The organism is Ruminococcus sp. XPD3002, assembly GCA_900119535.1.
In the GTDB taxonomy this organism is placed as follows: domain Bacteria; phylum Bacillota; class Clostridia; order Oscillospirales; family Ruminococcaceae; genus Ruminococcus; species Ruminococcus flavefaciens_H.
On record FPJT01000001.1, the window covers coordinates 278519 to 296110 of the forward strand.

Genomic DNA, 17592 nt, shown 5'->3' on the forward strand with positions numbered 1-17592 from the left:
TATGGGAAACGATTTTTTATGTGATCCGAAGAACTGCACTGGCTGTGGAAGCTGTGCAAATGCCTGTCCTAAGGCGTGCATTCAAATGCGCGAGAATCACGAAGGTTTTCCGTATCCGGTAACGGATATGGAGCAATGCGTCCGCTGCGGAAAATGCGGAAAAGTATGTCATGTGCTTCATGAGGCCGACAAGCATGAGGGAAGCTTCTATATGTGTTGGAACAACAACCGTGAAATTTTGAAAAAGAGCTCATCAGGCGGTGTTTTTACAGCACTCGCTATGACTGTACTCAACAGAAACGGTGTAGTTTATGGTGCGTATCAGGATTTTGAACAAAAATGTGTCTATCATACGGTAGTCAGAAGCGAGAACAGACTCGATAAACTTAGGAAGAGCAAATACTGCCAGAGTGATATGAAAGCTGTCTGTCGTGAGATATGTGAACTGCTGAAAGCAGATACTCCTGTATTGTTCTGCGGTACTGCCTGTCAGGTAGCAGGACTTTTATCATATCTGAAAAATTCGCCGGCCATAACAAAGCTGGAGTTGCTTTATACTGTAGATGTGCTTTGTCATGGTGTTGCAAGCCAGAAAACAGTGAATGCATTCCTCAAAAGCAAGGAGCGCATGAAGCATAAGAAGATCAAGCGTTATTATTTCAGAGTTAAGGATACCGGTGTTGGCTGGAAGTCAGGCTGTACAAGAGTGCGCCTTGTATATGAGGACGATTCCGTTTACGTTGCGCCTCTGGGAGCTGACACATTTTTCATGGGCTTCAATAATAATCTGTTTCTGCGTGAATCCTGCTATCGCTGCCGTTACTGCGGCACAGCAAGAATTTCGGATTTTACCATTGCAGATTATTGGGGAGTTCCCGAGGAATCACTTCCTGAGGGACAGACCCGCTACGGTGTAAGCGTCATGACAGTAAATACTGAAAAAGCAGAAGCACTGATGCCTGAGTTGAAGGATTCTATGTATATAGAAAAAATCAATCCTGACATTGCCGTTGCTAATAACCGTTCTTTCAAGAAGCCGAATGACAGGCCTGAAAAACGTGATGAGTATTTCAGACTGCTTGATACTACCGATTATGATACCCTCATCAGAAAATTGCTCCGGAAGACTTACTGGAAGGGAAAGGTCAAGGCACTGATTGGTGCAGAAACCATCAAGAAAATCAAAAAAATCATAAAAAGGAACTGATAGTTATGCAGCAAAAGCCCTTAGTTGGGATCAAGTGTTTGGCTTATAATCATGAAAAAACCATTCGTCAATGTCTTGACGGTTTTGTGAAGCAAAAAACCGACTTTCCGTTTATTGCTGTGGTGCATGATGATGCATCGACAGATCATACGGCGGATATTATTAGGGAATTTGCAGAAAAATATCCGGATATTATCAAGCCGATCTTTGAAGAGAAAAATTTGTATTCCACGGCGCCAAAGGGAACGATTACAAAGATTGTAGAAAAGGTCATGGCGGATTGCAAATATGTTGCGATATGCGAGGGCGATGATTTCTGGACATCTCCGGATAAACTACAACGTCAGATCTCATTCATGGAGCAGAATCCGGAATATACAATGTGCTGTACAGACGCTGCTGTGCTGACAGAACATGGGGAGGAAGATTGGCGTATCTCTGACAACGATATTGATTTAACACTTGAAAATTTGATTCGGCGCGGCGGACTGTATTTTGCAACAGCAGGGATCGTATATAGGCAAAGTGTAAAGTATGACTATCCGGAGTGCTGTTTACAATGCAGTGTGGGCGATCATCCGCTTCAGATCATGTGTGGATTAAAGGGAAGAGTGAGATATTTCAGTGACAAAATGGTTGCTTATCGCTATGCGATGGGGAATTCATGGTCAGCAACAAGAAAAAACGTTGACATCGACAAGCTAATCGGTTCGTGGAAAACATCTATCACAATGCTTGAGGGGCTTGATGCATACAGTGATTATCAGTACAGCGAATACTTCAAAGCAGGCGAGATCAGCATCATTCTGCGGAATGCCAGCACATTTCCGGACAAGGCAGAATATATATTGAAGGAAATGCTGAATCTTTGCCCCGACAGCGTAAAGTATGCAGACGGAAAGGAAAAAATAAAGTTATTTCTCATACAGCATCACATGGCATTTATATTGGTTTGGATCAAAAAGATGAAAAGCTGATTGATTCAGCGTAAGAAAGGTCGCCAGTCAAATGAACAAAAAAAACGTATTTTCCAATTTTATATGGCGATTCCTTGAGCGCTGCGGTGCGCAGGGAGTCACTTTTGTGGTTTCAATTGTACTGGCGCGGTTGTTGGATCCTTCCGTCTACGGCACGATCGCACTGGTAACAGTATTTACAACGGTCATGCAGGTTTTTGTTGACAGTGGCATGGGTTCTGCATTGATCCAAAAAAAGGAGACAGATGATCTTGACTTTTCAAGCGTATTTTACTTTAATATGGTAGTATGCTGCTTTCTGTATTTGGTCATGTTCTTGACAGCTCCACTTATTGCTATATTTTACGATATGCCTGATCTGGTACCTGTGATCCGCGTTTTGAGTTTGATCCTGATTATCTCCGGCGTTAAAAATGTGCAGCAAGCCTATGTATCACGGCATATGCTGTTCAGAAAGTTTTTTTTCTCTACATTAGGCGGAACAATAGGCGCAGCCGTCGTAGGCATTGTAATGGCATACTGCGGATTTGGCGTATGGGCGCTTGTGGCACAGATGCTTTTTAATACCATCATCGATACGACAATCCTTTGGATCACAGTCAAATGGAGACCTAAGCGGATGTTTTCAATGGAACGACTGAAAGGCTTGTTTTCATTCGGATGGAAAGTGCTTTTATCCGCATTGATCGATACGATATATACGGATCTTCGTCAGTTGATTATCGGTAAGATGTACACAAAGGACGACCTGGCTTTCTATAATCAAGGCGATAAGTTCCCTAAGCTTGTTGTTACGAATATCAACACTTCTATTGATAGTGTTTTGCTTCCGACCATGTCAAGAGAGCAAAATAATCCGGATCGTGTTAAGGATATGACACGGCGCGCGATCAAAACAAGTACATTTATCATGATGCCGATCATGGTGGGACTAGCCGTATGTGCTGAGCCGTTAGTCAGACTGATTCTTTCGGATAAATGGCTTCCCTGTGTGCCTTTTTTACGTATTTTTTGCTTTACTTATGCGTTCTATCCTATTCATACAGCGAATCTGAATGCAATCAAAGCTCTGGGTCGAAGCGACCTGTTCTTGAAGCTTGAGATCTGTAAAAAAGGCGTAGGTCTGATCGTTTTGTTGTCTACCATGTGGTTTGGCGTGATGGCAATGGCATACAGTTTGCTTTTCACTTCTGTCATCAATCAAATCATCAATTCCTTTCCAAATAAAAAGCTTTTGCACTATAGTTATCTGTCCCAGTTCAAAGATATGTTTCCGCAAATTGGGTTATCGCTCGCAATGGGTGGGATCGTATATTGTGTTCAGTTTATCGGATTAAATGATATCCTGACGCTAATGCTCCAGGTAATCGTGGGAGTGGTCACATATATTGTGGGTTCTAGGCTCTTCCATATTGAAAGCTTTGATTATCTTCTGAATATCGCGAAAGGATTTCTTCATAAGGGAAAGAAGGGAGTAGAATCGTGAAAAGAATCTTAATGCTTGGTGGCTCACCGCAACAGGTCATTGCGATCGATACTGCTAAAAGGCTTGGATATTATACCGTATTATGCGATTATCTGCCGGATAATCCTGGTCAATATAAAGCAGATAAGTTCTATCTGGCAAGTACCACAGACAAGGAACTCATGCTGAAAATCGCTCAAGAGGAAAAGGTGGACGGAGTCGTGGCCTATGCCTCTGACCCCGCTGCACCGACAGCAGCGTTTATTGCTGAGAAAATGGGATTGTCTTCCAATCCATATGAATCTGTTGAAATACTATGTAACAAAGACAGATTTCGCAGCTTTTTAGCTGAAAACGGATTCGCTGCTCCCGTATCTGCTGGGTATGGGGACATGGAAACTGCTCTTGCCGGGCGATCAAGATTTAGACTGCCTGTTATTGTCAAGCCAGTCGATTCATCCGGCAGCAAGGGCACAACCGTTCTGCGTTCCTGGGATGGATACGCAGAGGCCTTGCGGTTTGCTTTCTCTTTCTCACGCAGTAACCGCATCATAGTGGAGGAGTTCGTTAAAAAGCAACATCCCTATTTAATTGGCGGTGATCTGTTTATCTGGAAGGGCAAAGTAATCATGTGGGGGTTAATGAATTGTCACAGAGATCAGAACGTGAATCCTCTGGTTCCAGTAGGAAAAAGCTATCCGCCGCAGCTTTCACCAGAGAAACTGGCAAAGGTGAAGGGGACGTTGCAGTCTCTTGTGGATAAGCTGCATATTCAAAGCGGTGCCATGAATGTAGAGCTTGTGATCGATAAGAATGACAATGTATGGCTTATTGATGTGGGACCGCGGAATGGGGGAAATATGATCCCCGACCTTCTCGGATATATATTCGGGGTGGATGTAGTAGAAATGACCATCCTTGCTGCCATGGGAGAGGTCCCTTGTACGCAGGTAGAACGGACAGTGCAGTCACCCTATTTTGCTACACATAATCTTCATGCAGACCATAACGGCAAGTTTATAGGTGTTCGTTATTCCAAGGAACTGCAGCCATTTATAATTCGTGAGTGTGTCTATAAGAAAAAAGGAGATATGGTCGAATATTTCGATAATGCATCAAAGGCACTTGGAATCGTGTTTTTTAAGTTTGACACGGAAGAAACGATGTGCAGGCTCCTGGGAGATATCAATCATCATATTGAGATCTGTCTTGAACCTGCAATATAGGAGGCAATATGAAGGAATACGGCGGCTACATAGAGCTTGACACTTACAGATCATTAATGCTGCACGACGGAGCAATCGCATTGAATTGCGGAAGAAACTGCCTTGCCTACTTGATCGAAGCAAGGCAGATATCCAAGATAATGTTACCTTATTATATATGCGATAGTGTACTGAATTTATGCAAACAATACGACATTGCGGTACGCTTTTATCATATTAACGATCGTTTTATGCCGGAGAATGTCATTATTAATGACGATGAGTGGCTCTATGTAGTGAATTATTATGGCCAGTTAACGTTGGACTATTTATCCGGGTTAAAAAGTAAATATGGCAGAGTCGTGATCGACAATGCCCAAGCCTACTTTGATGCTCCTATTAATGAATCAGATACATTGTACACATGCCGGAAGTTTTTCGGGGTGGCTGATGGTGCTTTTCTGTATACTGATGCTGTTCTAGAAAAGGAGCTGCCAGTTGACGAGTCATATGACCGAATGCATTTTTTGCTAGGCAGATATGAAAGAACCGCTTCAGAATTCTATGAGGAGTATAATGCTAACAATCATCATTTTGCGAAGGAACCGATCAAGCGGATGTCCCGACTGACGATGAATTTACTCCATGCTGAGGATTACGGATTTGTCAAGCAGCGCCGGACAGACAATTTTACAGCCTATCACGGACTCCTTGCAGATCGGAATCCACTGCAGCTTCGTGTACCGGAGGGAGCATTTGCGTACCCTTTTTTTGTTGAAAATGGCAGTAAAACCAGAAAAGCACTTCAGCAGAAGAAAATCTATATTCCGTTGCTATGGCCGAATGTACTGGAGCAGCACACTGTACAGGAGCTGGAATATCGGTTTGCAGATGGTATATTGCCACTACCGTGCGATCAAAGATACAGTGCTGAGGATATCTATTATATCGTTGAAAACTTGCTTGCGGTTGTATCATAAGAGGAGGAAAAAAACTTGAAAATTGCAATTATTGGTGCTGGTCAGATGGCAAAGATTTTTGCTGTCAAAGCTAAAGCAATGGGAATAGAATCGCATTGCTTTGCATGGGAAAAAGGAGCTGTGGCTAAGGAATTTGTAGACCATTTTCATCCTGTCTCCATTTTTGAAAAGGACGAGATCGTAAAAATTTCCCGTAAATGTGGGATTGATGGTGTGCTTGCCACAACAGAATTGACCGTAGCGGTTGCTTCATATGTTGCAAATGAGCTTGGGTTGCCATGCAATCCGCCGGCCATTGCAGAGCAGATCACTGCAAAGGAGTGGGTACGCCAGAAAGTGGCAGGAGCTAAGCATTTGCATCAGCCTGAATTTTGGTATCTGAAGGATCAGCGGCAGGCGGGTCAACTGAAGCTGTTACAGTATCCTGTCATTGTGAAGCCTGTGGCAGAGGGTGGAAAAAGAGGTATCACTGTTGTCAACCAGGCAGCAGAGCTACCAGTTGCATTACAGACTGCATTTGCAGCAGATCAGCGCGGCCAAGGCGTATTAGTAGAGGCATTTCTCGCGGGCGGTCAAGAATGCTCCGTAGAATCTCTGTCCTTTCAGAAAACACATCAGATCATTCAGATCACCGAAAAGATCAGTTCTGGTCCTCCGCATTGTGTCGAGTTGGGACACAGTCAACCGGCAAATATATCTTTAGAGATGCGTGAAAAAATAATAGAAGCCGTTACGGAACTGCTGGATTGTGTTGGATATCAAAATGGACCTTCACACACGGAGATCAAAATCATAGATGATCAGGTGTATCTGATCGAACTGAATTCCAGACCTGGCGGGGATCATATCGCCTATCCGTTGACCGAACTAAGTACCGGATATGATTATATTGGGGAGATCATTCACGCAGCAGTCGGGATCCAGCCAAAAGCCAGAAATCATAAGTCTTGCATAAAATATGCCGGTGTTAGGTTTGTAGCGAAGCAAACTGCCTTTTTGAAGGAAGTGTTCGATCACTGTGATGCACAGCCGTGGCTGTACGAAAAACATGTCGAATCTGAAACGCTTCAGGAGATCGACCATAACGACTGCTGTCACTTAAATTATTTTATCTATTGCGCGGATAAGAAGCTGGAATTTCCAGAATGCTAAAGCAGGAGGTATCGTATGAAACGAGTAGTTGTATTAGGGGCAACAGGTACATTGGGCTTGCCTATATGCAGACATCTTAAAGAAAAGGGATATGAGGTCATCGCGGTAGGTCATAACGGAGCCGGACGTGAGCTGTTTCAATCACTCGGCATAGCCAGTACTGCGATTGATATTACGCGAAAAGAAGATTTTGACCTATTGCCGCAGGAAAATGTTGAATGTGTAATTCAGTTTGCTGGTGCTCTGCCTGCTATGATGAAAGAAGAAAATGATAATACAATGTACCCGGATACAATCATCTGTGGTGTAATCCATACGCTAGATTATATGCGGAAGATCGGATGCCGCAAATTGATTTTTCCACAGTCTGTTTATGATCTACATCATCTGTTTGGCACACCTGAACCGATTTCTCCTGATGCTGAGCGTGTCAATCCGCTGGAGGGAGATCATTCAATCTACGTAATCTGCAAAAACGCAGCATTAGATGTTATTTCATACTATGAGAATACATATGGCATAAAAGGGATCATCCTGAGGCTTCCAGGCGTATATCAGTATCATCCGAAGCCGTTCATTCTGATCAATGGAACAATGCGGGTGAAATCTGAACGTATCCTGATACATAAAGCGCAGAAAGGCGAAACACTTGAAATTTGGGGAGACCCAAAGCGTGTTTTGGAAAGTGTATGTGTAGAGGATTTCCTTCAAATCGTTGAAAAGTGTGTTTCCTCTGAAACAGCCAGAGGAATCTATAATGTAGGAAACGGTGGTTCTACTTTGGAGGAACGTATTTTGGGAATCCGTGAGGTTTTTTGTACTAAGGATCATATTTCTGATATTGTGTATCGACCTGAGAAAAAGGATTGCACGCAGTATTTGCTCGACATTGAGAAAACTAAGAGAGAGCTTGGTTATGTTCCTCAGTATACATGGACAGATTACTTGAAGAAGCTCAAATGGCATATGGAAAACCAGCCAAATCGCTCTGTATGGGGCGCTTTTGAGGACTACTATCATTTATTGGAACGATAGGAGGATATTCGCTATGGAACATAATATCTTAGTCACCCGTTCCTCAATGCCTGGTTTTGAGGAATACTGCGAAGAAATCAAAGAATTATGGGACAGCCACTGGCTGACCAATATGGGTGTAAAGCACAAACAGCTTCAGGCAGAACTGGAGAATCTGTTGAATGTACCGCATGTAACGCTGTATACAAACGGTCATCTCGCCCTTGAAAATGTGATTGCGGCAATGAATCTTCCGCAGGGGGGAGAGGTCATCACAACACCGTTCACATTCGCATCTACAACTCATGCGATCGTGAGAAATGGACTTACGCCTGTTTTCTGCGATATCAATGCAGAGGATTTCACAATTGATACTACGAAAATAGAATCACTGATTACTGACAGGACTTGTGCGATCGTTCCGGTTCATGTTTATGGTAATGTCTGCGATGTGGAAGAAATTGACCGGATTGCAAAAAAATACGGTCTGAAAGTTGTGTATGATGCGGCACACGCTTTTGGCGTGAAGTATAAGGGGATAAGCACTGCCTGCTTCGGCAATGCTTCCATGTTCAGTTTCCATGCAACAAAGGTATTCAACACCATCGAGGGTGGTGCTGTCTGCTTCTCCGATGATGCGCTTGTACAGCTTCTCAATGACATGAAGAACTTTGGCATTCATGGTCCGGAAGAAGTTGCATTTGTTGGCGGCAACGCCAAGATGAATGAATTCCAAGCAGCAATGGGTATCTGCAATCTGCGTCATTTGGATGCAGCAATCGTTAAGAGAAAAGCTGTTGTGGAACGTTATAGAAGTCATCTTGACGGAGTAGAGGGGATTCAGCTCAGTCCGATCCAGGCTGATGTCGAGTCCAATTATGCATATTTCCCTGTTGTATTCGACGAGAAGAAGTTTGGAGCATCGCGCAATGAAGTCATGGATGCGCTTGCTGAAAACGGTATCGGTGCGAGAAAGTATTTTTATCCGTTGACGAATACGTTTGCTGCATTCCATGGAGAATTTGATGCGAACAAAACTCCTGTCGCTTTACATATCAGTAAGCGTGTTTTGACACTTCCGCTTTATGAGGAGTTAGCATTAGAAGACGTTGAACGTATTTGCAAAGTTATTCTGAATTGTAAGAAGTAATCATGAATCAAATTTTATGATGGATGAGGTGGTAAAATGAAGGGAATCATCCTTGCCGGTGGATCCGGCACAAGACTTTATCCGATTACAAAGGTGACTTCAAAGCAGCTTTTGCCAATTTATGATAAGCCTATGATTTTTTATCCGCTTTCGACATTGATGCTGGCAGGAATTCGGGACATTCTCATTATTTCCACCCCGTCAGACACACCGCGGTTTCAAGAACTTTTAGGTGACGGAAGCAGTTTAGGTATCAACTTATCCTATGCTGTACAGGAATCACCGGATGGATTGGCGCAGGCGTTTCTGATCGGGGAAGCGTTTATCGGAAATGAGTCTTGTGCAATGGTTCTTGGCGATAATATTTTCTATGGTGGTTGGTTCAGAAGAAATCTTTCTGAAGCAGTCAAGAATGCTGAATCAGGAAAAGCTACAGTGTTTGGGTACTTTGTGAAGGATCCTGAACGGTTCGGAATTGTTGAATTTGACCAGAAACGCAACGTGATATCAGTCGAAGAAAAACCAGAACATCCAAAGTCAAATTATGCGATCACGGGACTCTATTTCTATCCCTCTGGTGTCAGCGAAATGGCGAAAAAGGTGAAACCTTCCGCACGAGGAGAACTGGAAATTACCGATCTGAACCGACTGTATCTGGAACAGGATGCACTTAAGGTTCAGATCCTTGGTCGTGGTTTTGCTTGGCTTGACACCGGTACAATGGAGAGCCTGATGGAAGCTGCGGAGTTTGTGCAAACCGTGCAGAATCGGCAGGGGGTTGTCATTTCTGCACCAGAGGAAATCGCGTATCATGAGAAATGGATCTCCAAGGAACTGCTTTTACATACAGCAGAATTGTACGGAAAGTCGCCTTATGGTGAGCATTTAAGACGTGTAGCTGAAGATAAATTTGTTTTTTAGGGAGGCATATATGACCATCATCGTAACAGGTGGCGCCGGCTTCATCGGCTCCAATTTCGTATTCCACATGCTGAATACATATCCGGACTACAGAATCATCTGTCTGGACAAGCTGACCTATGCAGGCAACCTGTCCACGCTCGCTCCCGTCATGGATAACCCGAACTTCCGCTTTGTGAAGCTCGACATCTGTGATCGTGAGGGCGTATACAAGCTCTTTGAAGAGGAAAAGCCGGACATCGTTGTGAATTTCGCAGCGGAGTCCCATGTTGACCGCAGTATTGAAAATCCGGAGATCTTCCTCCAGACCAATATTCTCGGTACACAGGTGCTGATGGACGCTTGCCGCAAGTATGGAATTCAGCGCTATCATCAGGTATCGACTGACGAGGTTTACGGCGATCTGCCGCTTGACAGACCTGACCTGTTCTTCACAGAGACGACTCCGATCCATACCAGCAGCCCGTACAGTTCTTCCAAGGCTGGAGCAGATCTGCTCGTAATGGCATATCACAGAACTTACGGTCTGCCTGTGACGATTTCCAGATGCTCCAATAACTACGGCCCGTATCATTTTCCGGAGAAGCTCATTCCGCTGATGATCGCCAATGCGCTTGCGGACAAGCCGCTTCCGGTTTACGGCGAAGGTCTGAATGTTCGTGACTGGCTGTATGTTGAGGATCACTGCCGTGCAATTGACCTGATTATTCATAAGGGCAAGGTCGGTGAGGTCTACAATGTCGGCGGCCACAATGAGATGAAGAATATCGACATTGTCAAGCTCATCTGCAAGGAGCTCGGCAAGCCGGAATCCCTGATCACGCACGTTGAGGACAGAAAGGGACACGATATGCGCTACGCAATCGACCCGACCAAGATCCACAATGAGCTTGGCTGGTTGCCCGAGACAAAGTTTGAAGATGGCATCAAGAAGACCATCAAGTGGTATCTGGAAAACCGCGAGTGGTGGGAGACTATCATTTCTGGTGAGTATCAGAATTACTATGAGAAGATGTACGGCAACCGGGCGGAGGTCTGAACTATGAAATACGATTACCTGATCGTCGGCTCCGGCCTCTACGGAGCAGTCTTCGCTCACGAAGCGAAGAAAGCAGGCAAGAGCGTACTTGTCATAGACAAGCGTCCTAACATTGCCGGTAACGTTTACACACAGGAGACTGAGGGCATCAACGTTCACATTTACGGTGCACACATCTTCCATACCAACAACAAGGAAGTATGGGACTATGTAACTCAGTTTGCTGAGTTTAACCGTTTCACAAATTCACCTGTAGCAAACTACAAGGGAGAGCTTTATTCACTCCCATTCAACATGTACACATTCAACAAAATGTGGGGCGTGGTGACACCGGAGGAGGCTGCTGCAAAGATCGAGGAGCAGCGCAAGGAGATCACAGGTGAGCCAAAGAATCTTGAAGAACAGGCTATTTCGCTTGTCGGACGTGACATCTATGAGAAGCTTATCAAGGGTTACACAGAGAAGCAGTGGGGACGTGACTGCAAAGAGCTTCCTTCCTTCATCATCAAGAGACTTCCTGTACGTTTAACATTTGATAACAACTACTTCAACGCACTCTATCAGGGAATCCCTGTAGGCGGCTACACTCAGATGGTAGCAAATATGCTTGAGGGTATAGAGGTTCGCCTTAATACAGATTATCTTGCAAATAAGGCAGAGCTCGATGCACTTGCTGACAAGGTAGTTTACACAGGTCCTATCGATGCATACTTTGATTTCAAGCTTGGTACACTTGAATACAGAAGCGTTCGTTTTGAGACAGAGCTTCTGGATAAGCCTAACTTCCAGGGTAATGCTGCTGTCAACTATACTGACAGAGAAACTCCTTGGACTCGTATCATAGAGCACAAGTGGTTTGAGTTCGGCAAGGATAAGAACGGAAATGACCTTCCAAAGACTGTTATCAGCCGTGAGTATTCTTCTGAATGGAAGCCCGGTGATGAGCCGTATTATCCTGTAAATGATGAAAAGAACGGTGCTCTTTATGCTGAGTACAAGAAACTTGCTGACAGCGAGAAGAACATAATCTTCGGCGGACGTCTCGGAGAATACAAGTACTATGACATGGATGCAGTCATTGCTTCTGCACTTGATCTCTGCAAGAAGGAACTGTAATATATCCTGACAGTTTTTGACTTGACTTTCAATAACAATTATAGTATAATTAAATGAACGGTACGTGGAAATCCATGCACCGTTCATTTGGTATATGCAGAAACAATCAATAATATCGGAGGTTATATATGAAGCACAAAGTATCGGAGATGCTGAACATGCTTGAACAGGAGCATATCGTAAAGCATTTAAAGTCTCTCAGCGAAGAAGAGCAGCTTGAAATGGTATCACATATCGAGTCACTTGATTTCTCTGTACTTAATGCAGGAGACAGTGAAGAGAAGCGCGGAAAGTTTGAACCGCTTTTTGCAACTACACTGTCTGACATAGCAAAGAATCACGAACGTTATACAGAAGCAGGACTTAAAGCGATACGTGAAGGAAAAGTAGGTGCAGTTCTGCTTGCAGGAGGACAGGGAAGCCGTCTCGGATTTGATCATCCAAAGGGCATGTACAATATAGGAGTAAACAAGGAGCTTTATATATTTGAATGTCTTATCAATAATCTCCTTGACGTAGTAAAAGAGGCAGGAGCATGGGTTCCGCTGTTTATTATGACAAGTGCTGATAACAACAAAGAGACAAGAGAATTCTTTGAAGAACATAACTATTTCGGATACAGCAGTGATAATGTATGGTTTTTCGTACAGGAGCAGCTTCCTACTGTTGATACCAACGGAAAGCTCATGCTTTCTGGCAAGGGAAGGATCGCTATGGCTCCTAACGGAAACGGCGGCTGGTATGCTTCCATGGCAAAGACAGGAATGCTGAAGATAGTTCAGAATGCACACATCGAATGGCTGAACGTATTTGCAGTAGACAATGTATTGCAGAGAATAGCAGATCCATGCTTTGTGGGAGCTGTTATAGAATCGGGAAAGGTATCAGGTGCAAAGGTAGTAGCCAAGGCTGATGCTGAGGAGAAAGTCGGCGTTCTCTGTCTTGAGGACGGCAGACCTTCTATCGTTGAATATTACGAAATGACTGACGAAATGCTTCACAGCCGTGAAGCTGACGGAACTCTATCCTACAACTATGGAGTTATACTGAATTACTTGTTCCGTGTTGATAAGCTGAATAATACACTGTCCGTAAAGCTTCCGCTGCACCGTGCATTCAAGAAGCTTAAGTATATGACCAATGAAGGAGAGATAATAACTCCTACAGAGCCAAATGCATACAAGTTTGAGACTCTTGCACTGGATATGGTCAAGCTTCAGGACGACTGTCTTGCTTATGAGGTGGACAGAAACAAGGAGTTCGCACCTGTAAAGAACAAAACAGGTGTCGATTCGGTGGATACTGCCCGTGAGCTTTTAAAGGCAAATGGCGTGGAACTCTGATAAGACGATAATTGTAACAGGCGGTGCAGGATTTATCGGTTCTAATTTCATATTCTACCTGCGAAAGAAGTATCCCGATATCAGGATAGTTTGTCCTGATAAGCTTACCTATGCAGGGAATATGACCACTGTTGCGCCGCTTCTGAACGATGATAAATTCCGTTTCGTAAGACTTGATATATGCGACCGTAAGGGCGTATACGAGCTGTTTGATGAGGAGAAGCCTGATATAGTTGTGAACTTTGCTGCTGAGAGCCATGTGGACAGAAGCATAGATTCACCCGAAGTTTTTCTTCAGACCAATATCACAGGTACTTCCGTACTCATGGATGCGTGCAGGGAATACGGCAATGTACGCTTTCATCAGATAAGTACGGATGAGGTGTACGGCGACCTTCCCCTTGACAGACCTGATATGCTGTTTACGGAGGAAACTCCGCTTGATCCGAGCAGTCCCTATTCAAGTTCAAAGGCAAGCGCAGACCTTCTTGCAATGGCTTATTACAGGACATACGGACTTCCTGTTACCGTATCAAGATGCTCGAATAACTACGGTCCCTATCAGTTCCCCGAGAAGCTCATACCTCTTATGATAGTCAATGCGCTGAATAACAAGTCTCTGCCTGTTTACGGCGAGGGACTCAATATACGTGACTGGCTCTATGTTGAGGATCATTGCAGGGCTGTTGATCTGATATTACAGAAGGGCAGAGTCGGAGAAGTGTATAATATCGGCGGGAACACTGAAATGAAGAATATCGATATAGTAAAGCTGATATGCAAAGCTCTTGGCAGGTCCGAAGAACTTATAGTTCACGTTGAGGACAGAAAAGGCCATGATAAACGCTATGCCATAGACCATTCAAAGCTCAGCAGTGAGCTTGGCTGGAAACCGCTTACCGATTTCGGCAAGGGGATAAAAAATACAATAGAATGGTATGTTGAACACCGTGAATGGTGGGAACCTGTCATAAGCGGTGAATATCAGCGGTACTATGAGAAAATGTACGGTGAACGTACTTAGAACCACAGCCCAAAAAAGAAAGTGATAAAATGAGGATAGAAAACAAAAGAAAATTCATTATGCTCCTTTTCGGAGTTTACATGATAGGCGTACTCAGTCTCACCTTCATTGTCCGTGAGACAATGGTACTTCGTACTCCCGAAAACCGCGGAGTAATACTCGAACCCTTCCGTGAGATACAGGCTATGATAGACGGTCCGAAACATTTTTTCTGGTTCATGCAGATATTTCTAAACGTACTCCTTTTCGTACCATTCGGCTTCTTGCTTCCTATGGTACAAAAGCGTTTTAACAATGTATTTGCGGTAACATTGCTTGGATTCATATTCTCCTGCGGGATAGAGTCCATGCAGTACATAACGGGACGAGGCCTGACCGAGATAGACGATATCATAAATAATACCGCAGGTGCTTTCTGCGGCTATCTGCTGTATGCTGTATTGTCAGCCGTGTATCGGCAGTTAAAGGAATACTGAAAAAAGGGGGAGACATTCACGTGGTGTCTCCCCCTTAATATTTCGAGAATATAGATGCATACGATTATTTTTCTTCGGCAGGAGCCTTGTCTTCAAGGAGCTTCCTTGCAACGTGACTGCTGAAAAACTCTATCAGCGGTCCCATGAAAAAAGCGGTTATTATAGTTCCTATGCCTGCGATAGTGGGTATCTCTCCGATACGTCCGCCGCCTGCAATGAACATTACCGAACCGAGTATGACACAGCATACATCGGTGCAGATGCGGATGAACTTGAACTTGCCTATTTTCCACTTGTTAGCCATTATCAGGGCAACTGCATCATAGGTTGAAACTCCGAGGTCGGCAGTGATATAGAGTGAAGAACCGATGCAGATGATAACTATGCCGAGTATCAGGAAAAGGGCACGCAGAGGCATTGAGGGTTCGGGGACGAGCCACCTGAAAAGCTTATAGGAGTATTCTGTCACATATCCTAACAGGAAAAGGTTGATAAAGGTAGCAATGCCTATGTAATGGCGGTCGAAGATAAGACTGAATAACAGCAGAGCCGCATTGACGATGACATACAGGGTGCCGAAGCTGATAGGTATGAGGTTACTGATACCGCTCATAAAGGACTGGAACGGATCTACGCCGAAGGCTGCCATTTTAAAAATGGCTACACTTACAGCACCGATCATGACACCGAGTACGGACATAATTATTCTTTTTTTCATGTTTTCTTCTCTTTTCATATAATTTTTTCTATATGATTATAACACAGGCGGATATTTTAGTCTTGTCGAAAATTGCGGTTTTTACGGACGTCATCTACAGCTCGTATTTACGGCGGTATTTCCGCATATATTCCACGGTTTTGTGGAGAGTTTCATAGTTGTATATCTTGTCCAGATTTGAAGCAAAGTCCAGTCCGTAACGTTCCTGAAGGCGGCTGAGGAGAGTCTCTCGTATCCTTGCATCGGCTTTCAGGTCATCTGCTAACATGTCCTCGAAGGTGAGCTGACGCTCCTCATCTTCGCCTGAGAGATTATACAGTCCCAAACCTATGAGACGGACGGGACGCTGTTCAAGCTGTTCGAGCATCTGAGAGGTCTCCTGATATATCGTAACGGCAGAATCGGTAAGCAATACGGTACGTGAACGGGATATCTGCTTCATATCGGAATAGGTCAGCTTAAGAGTAACGCCCTTGCCTTTCAGTCCGACACGCTTTGCGCGCTGTTCAACGCAGACAGCAAGGAGAACAAGTATGTCCTGCAATACGGTATAGTTTGAAACGTCCTGCTGAAAAGTTACCTCACGTCCGATAGATTTGGCGTCCTCGGGACGGTAAGGCGTTACCTTGCGGTCATCGATGCCGAAAGCCAGCTGAGTGAGCCAGCGTCCGTGTTTACCGCAAAGACGTATTACTTCTTCCGCATTGGTCTGTATGTCCCTTACGGTGTGGATGCCTGCCTTGTGAAGCTTTTCCGCAGTTTTTGCTCCCACAGTGTAAAGAATACGCACATCACGGTCGATAATAAGCTTTACAAAAGCCTCAGCCGACGGTATCTCGAAGTAGCCGTTCGGCTTTTTTTCTTCGCTTGCCATTTTTGCCGCAGTCTTTGAATAGGCAAGTCCCACCGAACAGGTCAGACCGAGTTCATTGAGAGTGCGCTGTTTGATAGTACGGGCGATGACTCGTGCCCCTTCCCATGTTTTAGCTGTTTCGGTAACATCAAGGTAGGCTTCGTCCAGTGCGATAGTCTGCGAAGCTGCGGCGTATGTGTCCCAAATCTCGTGGAGCTTATCCGATACCGCCTTGTATTTGTAGAAGTTCGGATGCATGTATATCCCGTGTGGACAGCGCCTGTAGGCTTCCTTAATGTTCATTGCGGAGCGGACACCGTATTTTCTCGCTTCATAACTGCATGTAGCCACAACTCCTCGCTCATTGGGAAGCGAACCGATTATCAGCGGTTTTCCGCGCAGAGAAGGATCATCCCTCACCTCGACAGAGGCAAAGAACGCATCCATATCCACATGTATGATTATCTGATCCACAGACGCTGCCTCCTTGTAATTGGTATCGTAAATCCATTTAAATAAAATATAATGAATGCTATGCATTCATTATATCATATATTTTGCAATGGTGCAATAAACATGGACTCTTACTCACTTACACACTTCATGTAGGGGCGCTTTCCGAGCGCCCGTGATATCATCGATAACTTGAATAGAACATTGTAGGGACGGCGATTCGCCGTCCGCATTATACAATATATACATGTTCAACAACAAAGGACCGCCAAAGGCGGCCCCTACACATTGTTTAACCATATATGTTCGGTTATCTGCGGACGACCAATGGTCGTCCCTACAGGGTTTAAGGGTTACGGGCAATTGTACGTGTACCAACGGGCGCTCGGAAAGCGCCCCTACACATTGTTTAACCATATATGTTCGGTTATCTGCGGACGACCAATGGTCGTCCCTACATGAAAGCGTTCAAGTGGCTATATGCAAAATGATTCATTTT

General features: G+C 44.4%; 16 protein-coding genes. 14 read left to right on the forward strand and 2 right to left on the reverse strand.

Annotation, left to right across the window (positions count from 1 at the left end; translation table 11 throughout):
* Position 1 precedes the first annotated feature (1 nt).
* From BT127_RS01110 to BT127_RS01175, 14 genes are all read left to right on the forward strand, one after another.
* Positions 2-1207, forward strand: coding sequence for a Coenzyme F420 hydrogenase/dehydrogenase, beta subunit C-terminal domain (locus BT127_RS01110; protein ID WP_075423180.1), 1206 nt, complete (start codon positions 2-4; stop codon positions 1205-1207).
* A gap of 5 nt (positions 1208-1212) precedes the next feature.
* Positions 1213-2184, forward strand: a complete 972-nt coding sequence (locus tag BT127_RS01115; protein WP_075423181.1) for a glycosyltransferase family 2 protein — start codon at positions 1213-1215, stop codon at positions 2182-2184.
* A 31-nt stretch (positions 2185-2215) separates the two neighbouring features.
* Positions 2216-3670 (forward strand): lipopolysaccharide biosynthesis protein, encoded by a 1455-nt coding sequence (locus BT127_RS01120; protein ID WP_075423182.1) that lies wholly within the window; start codon positions 2216-2218, stop codon positions 3668-3670.
* Positions 3667-4875, forward strand: a complete 1209-nt coding sequence (locus BT127_RS01125; RefSeq protein WP_075423183.1) for an ATP-binding protein — start codon at positions 3667-3669, stop codon at positions 4873-4875. The genes BT127_RS01120 and BT127_RS01125 overlap by 4 nt, the downstream gene beginning before the upstream one ends.
* A gap of 8 nt (positions 4876-4883) precedes the next feature.
* Positions 4884-5834: an aspartate aminotransferase family protein gene (locus tag BT127_RS01130; RefSeq protein WP_075423184.1), complete on the forward strand. Its 951-nt coding sequence runs from the start codon at positions 4884-4886 to the stop codon at positions 5832-5834.
* A 15-nt stretch (positions 5835-5849) separates the two neighbouring features.
* Positions 5850-6986: an ATP-grasp domain-containing protein gene (locus BT127_RS01135; RefSeq protein ID WP_075423185.1), complete on the forward strand. Its 1137-nt coding sequence runs from the start codon at positions 5850-5852 to the stop codon at positions 6984-6986.
* A gap of 15 nt (positions 6987-7001) precedes the next feature.
* Positions 7002-8021 carry an NAD-dependent epimerase/dehydratase family protein gene (locus BT127_RS01140; protein ID WP_075423186.1) on the forward strand — a complete coding sequence of 340 codons (1020 nt, stop codon included), beginning with the start codon at positions 7002-7004 and terminating at the stop codon, positions 8019-8021.
* A gap of 13 nt (positions 8022-8034) precedes the next feature.
* Complete coding sequence (locus tag BT127_RS01145; protein WP_075423187.1) at positions 8035-9150, forward strand: DegT/DnrJ/EryC1/StrS family aminotransferase; 1116 nt, start codon at positions 8035-8037, stop codon at positions 9148-9150.
* Between the two features lie 36 nt (positions 9151-9186).
* On the forward strand, positions 9187-10071 hold the full coding sequence (rfbA, locus tag BT127_RS01150) for a glucose-1-phosphate thymidylyltransferase RfbA (RefSeq protein WP_075423188.1): 885 nt from the start codon (positions 9187-9189) through the stop codon (positions 10069-10071).
* A 10-nt stretch (positions 10072-10081) separates the two neighbouring features.
* Entirely contained in the window at positions 10082-11110 is a 1029-nt protein-coding gene (gene rfbB / locus BT127_RS01155) for a dTDP-glucose 4,6-dehydratase (RefSeq protein WP_075423189.1), read from the forward strand.
* A 3-nt stretch (positions 11111-11113) separates the two neighbouring features.
* Entirely contained in the window at positions 11114-12226 is a 1113-nt protein-coding gene (gene glf, locus BT127_RS01160; RefSeq protein WP_075423190.1) for a UDP-galactopyranose mutase, read from the forward strand.
* A gap of 128 nt (positions 12227-12354) precedes the next feature.
* The gene (locus BT127_RS01165) at positions 12355-13569 is read left to right on the forward strand and encodes a UTP--glucose-1-phosphate uridylyltransferase (protein WP_075423191.1); all 1215 of its coding nucleotides are present in this window, start codon (positions 12355-12357) and stop codon (positions 13567-13569) included.
* Positions 13553-14593, forward strand: a complete 1041-nt coding sequence (gene rfbB / locus BT127_RS01170) for a dTDP-glucose 4,6-dehydratase (protein WP_075423192.1) — start codon at positions 13553-13555, stop codon at positions 14591-14593. The genes BT127_RS01165 and rfbB (BT127_RS01170) overlap by 17 nt, the downstream gene beginning before the upstream one ends.
* 29 nt (positions 14594-14622) lie before the next feature.
* Positions 14623-15069, forward strand: coding sequence for a VanZ family protein (locus BT127_RS01175; RefSeq protein ID WP_075423193.1), 447 nt, complete (start codon positions 14623-14625; stop codon positions 15067-15069).
* A gap of 64 nt (positions 15070-15133) precedes the next feature.
* On the opposite strand, the gene BT127_RS01180 is transcribed toward BT127_RS01175, so the two are convergent.
* Both BT127_RS01180 and dinB read right to left on the reverse strand, forming a co-directional pair.
* Positions 15134-15787: a YczE/YyaS/YitT family protein gene (locus BT127_RS01180; RefSeq protein WP_318257084.1), complete on the reverse strand. Its 654-nt coding sequence runs from the start codon at positions 15785-15787 to the stop codon at positions 15134-15136.
* A 94-nt stretch (positions 15788-15881) separates the two neighbouring features.
* Positions 15882-17114, reverse strand: a complete 1233-nt coding sequence (gene dinB / locus BT127_RS01185; RefSeq protein WP_318257086.1) for a DNA polymerase IV — start codon at positions 17112-17114, stop codon at positions 15882-15884.
* Positions 17115-17592: the final 478 nt, after the last annotated feature.